2 protein-coding genes are annotated in these 3,663 nt (G+C 62.0%); both read right to left on the bottom strand.

The window, feature by feature from the left end; translation table 11 throughout:
• Positions 1–183 precede the first annotated feature (183 nt).
• Positions 184–1,833 (bottom strand): type VI lipase adapter Tla3 domain-containing protein, encoded by a 1,650-nt coding sequence (locus B3098_RS27465; RefSeq protein ID WP_286900345.1) that lies wholly within the window; start codon positions 1,831–1,833, stop codon positions 184–186.
• Positions 1,830–3,663 (bottom strand): T6SS effector phospholipase Tle3 domain-containing protein (locus B3098_RS27460; RefSeq protein WP_286900344.1); only part of this gene is annotated, 1,834 nt, incomplete at its 5' end. The genes B3098_RS27460 and B3098_RS27465, both read right to left, overlap by 4 nt.

Raw genomic sequence — 3,663 nt, 5'->3', positions numbered from 1 at the left:
TTTGCTTTCCTCGAGTGGTGAGAGGGAGTTGAGTAGGGAGAGAAATGACCTGCGCCACCGCCCCGTATGAGAGCCGGTTTTGCCATGCCCACGACGGAACCTCATCCAGATGAACTCTTGCGATTCGCAATGACGGCCTCAGTCGTCCGTCTCGAATAAAACATCCATGGGCCTCTCGCGCTCCTATGGCAGGTCAGAATCCGGCGCTGAAGCAATGAACGCATCGAGCAACCGCTGTTCATACGCCACCTTGGCCGGATCGATATAGGGTTCTGGCGCCGGCTGATGGCGCTGGCTTTCGCGCACCAGACTGGCGAACTGCTCCTTGAACTCGGGCGACGGCGCCTCGCTGTATTTCGAGTGCTGGGGCCGCAGCTTGACGTCGAAGGGATCGATTTCCGGCTTCTGGCCGGGCGTTGCCGAGGTGATCGCAATCACCGTGGCCTTGCCGCGCTGGCGCAGCGGCATCACGACGCTGGTGTCGGCGTTCAGGTAGCTTCCCATCGTCGCCAGCGCAATGCCGACAAAGGGCGAGGAGGCGCCGGTGTCACCCAGGCGCTGCGTGAGGTCATAGCTCTGCATGGAGTCCAAGGGATCCACCGTGCTTTGCGCGGCGGCCAGCGCGGGCGCCAGGTCGGCCAGCCCGCCCGTCGGGCTGCCGGTGTCGTAGAACACCCGGGCGGGCGCATCGATGATCCCCATGGTGGCCCGCTGCCAAGCGCTGGCCAGCGCCGCCTGGCGAGCCTGGTCTTTCAAGGGCTTGCCGGTCTGGTTGTCCTCCATCAGGGAAACCTCCACCGGCCGATGCAGTTGCGCAAGCACCCGCAGGCGATCCCACTGCTTGAAGCCCTGCTCCGTGATGGGTTCGGGAAACGAAGGCGTCGGCGTGAACGCCTTCGGAGGCTGACGCTTCCAGCCGGTGAAGGCCGAATCGATGTCGTTTCGGGCGTTGGGTTTGGTGTACGGCGCATAGGCGCGCAGCCAGTTCAAACGTTCGGGGCGCGCCACGATCAACGCAACCACCGCGTCGGTCAGTTCGCCGGGCTGGCGCGGGCCGGTGCCTACGCCGATCGGAGGTTTGTGACGCTGGCTCAAGACGCGGGCGATGTTGTAGCCTTCTACCGAGTACACGAGCAGCGCGGGCATGTCCGGATTAGCCTCGAACAGTCGGAACAGATGTTCCACTACGAACTCCGGCGTAGTGTTGCAGACCCCCGCCGGTTCCAATTGCCGGATTTTGTGCCAATGCAGGCCGGCCGGGGCTCTTTGATTGTTCGCCATATTTTTCAGCATTCGAGAGACCCGATCTGGGGGAACCCGAAGGTCGTCCGCATTCGGGTCATAGTCTCGAACAACCGTCAGCGTCGGTATCGGCCAGCGTTCAGGAAAGCCCTGCAGCCCAAGTTCCAACGCATGCGACATTCGCATCTCCCAAGCCATATCCTTGAGATCCGCCAGAACCGGATAACGCTCGGGGTTCATCGGCAAGATAGTTCCCACGTGCAGGGCCTGAGGCTGTGCATTGTTCTGCGCCTGCAGATGTGCCCACGCCTGGCCCTGGCGGTACACGTCAAGGCTAAGCCCAACGCGGACAATATCGAGTGTGGCCAGGCGTGCGCTTGGAAGAGGGGCTTGCGTGGTGGTCATGATGGATCCCTGCGTGGATGTTGGAGCCTGTTGATCCCTGAGTTGGTATTCAATCGGCACGGGCGGCAACGGACATGCGATGTCGGCAAGTGGCCAAGCCTGCAGCGGCGGCGCGCCAACCACGGGTGCGCCGGACAGTGCGGCGAGCAACAAGGGAATGACGGTGACAGGTTTGAAATGCTTCATGCCGCGTTCTCTTCGCAGGACTGGGATTGGCGGCCGAAGAGGACATCGCCCACCGTCTGACTTATCACTGCGGTCGGGCGCTGCGCGCTAGCGGCAACCATCGGCAAAAGACCCGTCTTCCGATATTCGTCCGTGTCGTTTATCAAAGCCCTTCGATCGGTAGGCTCTTCGTTGTAGAAGCGAAGCGACACGGCATCTGGCGGCTGCTCGTCGGACATTTCTTGATTGCGCTGACCGCCAAACTCCTCCCACCCCAACCGCCAGTCCGCCACCCGACACAAATACGTATAAAACTCCTCATCATCGATGCTGCGCGCCTGGCCCAATGCCAGGTCATAGGCCAGCGCGCGTCGGCTGTGCTCCTTGTTCATCGGGATGGCGGAATGAAACGAGTACGCGTTCTGCTCGGCCATGGCGGCGTTCATGCGACGCCGGCGCGCCTCGTTCGGGCTTTCCTGATAGTTCACCCAAAAGCGCCTGTCGCCCTTATAGGACGCGAAAGTGATGCGGTGCCAGTCGGCGGCCCATGCGTTGTTGTTCGGCGCCTTGTAAGGATTGCGCGCCGGATCATTCAGGTCGGTCAGTTGCGCTTCCAGTTCCGGGGCTAACGCCATGGCCCGCGCCTGATTTCGATGCGCCGCCGTCAAGGGCCCAGCGCTCTCCGGCAGGTCGACGAAACGCGATCCCAAATGGTTGATGCCCCCATTGGTCACGGCAATCGATGCGTCGATCGGGTCATCCGGTGCATAGACCGGCGCGATTCCGCCTGACGCCTGACTGGCATCGCGCGCGCCGTGTGCGCCAAAGTCTGCCTCGAAAGCACGTGGCAGCGCGGGCGCATTGATTTGGATCGTCTGCCCGGTCGCGAAACTTGCCTGGGCCATCTTCTGGCCGCCTCCGAGCGCCGTGCCTTCCCACGTCGACTCACCATTCGCTAGCAATTCATAGGTGTAAGCCGGCGGCATTCCTACCCGGTGCCGGCCAGCCTCGCGTTCGCGGATAGTGAAGACCCGTTGGAAGAATTTGGACCCAAGTTCCGCGAGCGCCGGCACGGTCCTTTCAATGGCACGCCTTTTCTCGGGGAGAATCTGGCGCGACGTCTCGGCTGTGCAGCTGAGTTGGGAGCGCTCTGGCACGAGTTCCATGATGGACACCATGTTCGCAACACCCTGCCAACCGATTCCCTGCACACTGCTCATGCCCACGGTCTGATCTTCAGGCGAGAAGTACAGATAGACATTGCCGCGGTTGTCCCGCTCGGTAAACCTCACCGCCTGGCCGTCCAACGTGGTCCCGCATTGATCGCCCGTCCATCGCAGGCCGCCAATGCAGGCCTCGTTGACCGGGTCCGCCATGTCCGCCATGGCGGGCACCGTGTTGGGCCGGCTGCCCAGAAATTGCGTGATGTTCGCAAGCGTCTGCAGACGGGCGAGCGTGGTCTGCTGGTTGTGGTACACGAGCGTGTTTTCAAGAAAGGTCTCGACGAGGTTGTAAGGCGAACTCATCATCACCAGCGCATCGATAGGCCGCTCGCCCTCATCCTTGAGAAACGCATTGGCCAGCAATGTGATCAAGGTGCCCTGGCTGTGGCCCACGACATTGATGGTGTCGTTCAAGCCGTCGCTGCCGCTCTGGCCTTTGTAGCCGCGAATGGTTTTCACCAGCGCCGCCAGTCGCAACGCGGCCAGCACCATATACCGGCGGGCCGGGGCGGGCATCAGCGGATGACTGGGCGATCCGAACACCGGATTGATCGGCATTGCGCCGAGCAGCCTTCCCGAGAATCCGGGCCCAAACATGTCGGGAATATTTGTCGTCGCATTGGCGAAC

Source organism: Achromobacter sp. UBA2119, assembly GCF_002331005.1.
Classification (GTDB): domain Bacteria; phylum Pseudomonadota; class Gammaproteobacteria; order Burkholderiales; family Burkholderiaceae_B; genus Achromobacter; species Achromobacter animicus.
The sequence above is the reverse complement of the archived record's forward strand: the minus strand, read 5'-3'. Positions and strand labels throughout refer to the sequence as shown.

Coding starts and splice junctions, on each gene's coding strand:
- B3098_RS27465 (WP_286900345.1), bottom strand. CDS start 1,833: ATGAAGCATTTCAAACCTGTCACCGTCATTCCCTTGTTGCTCGCCGCA.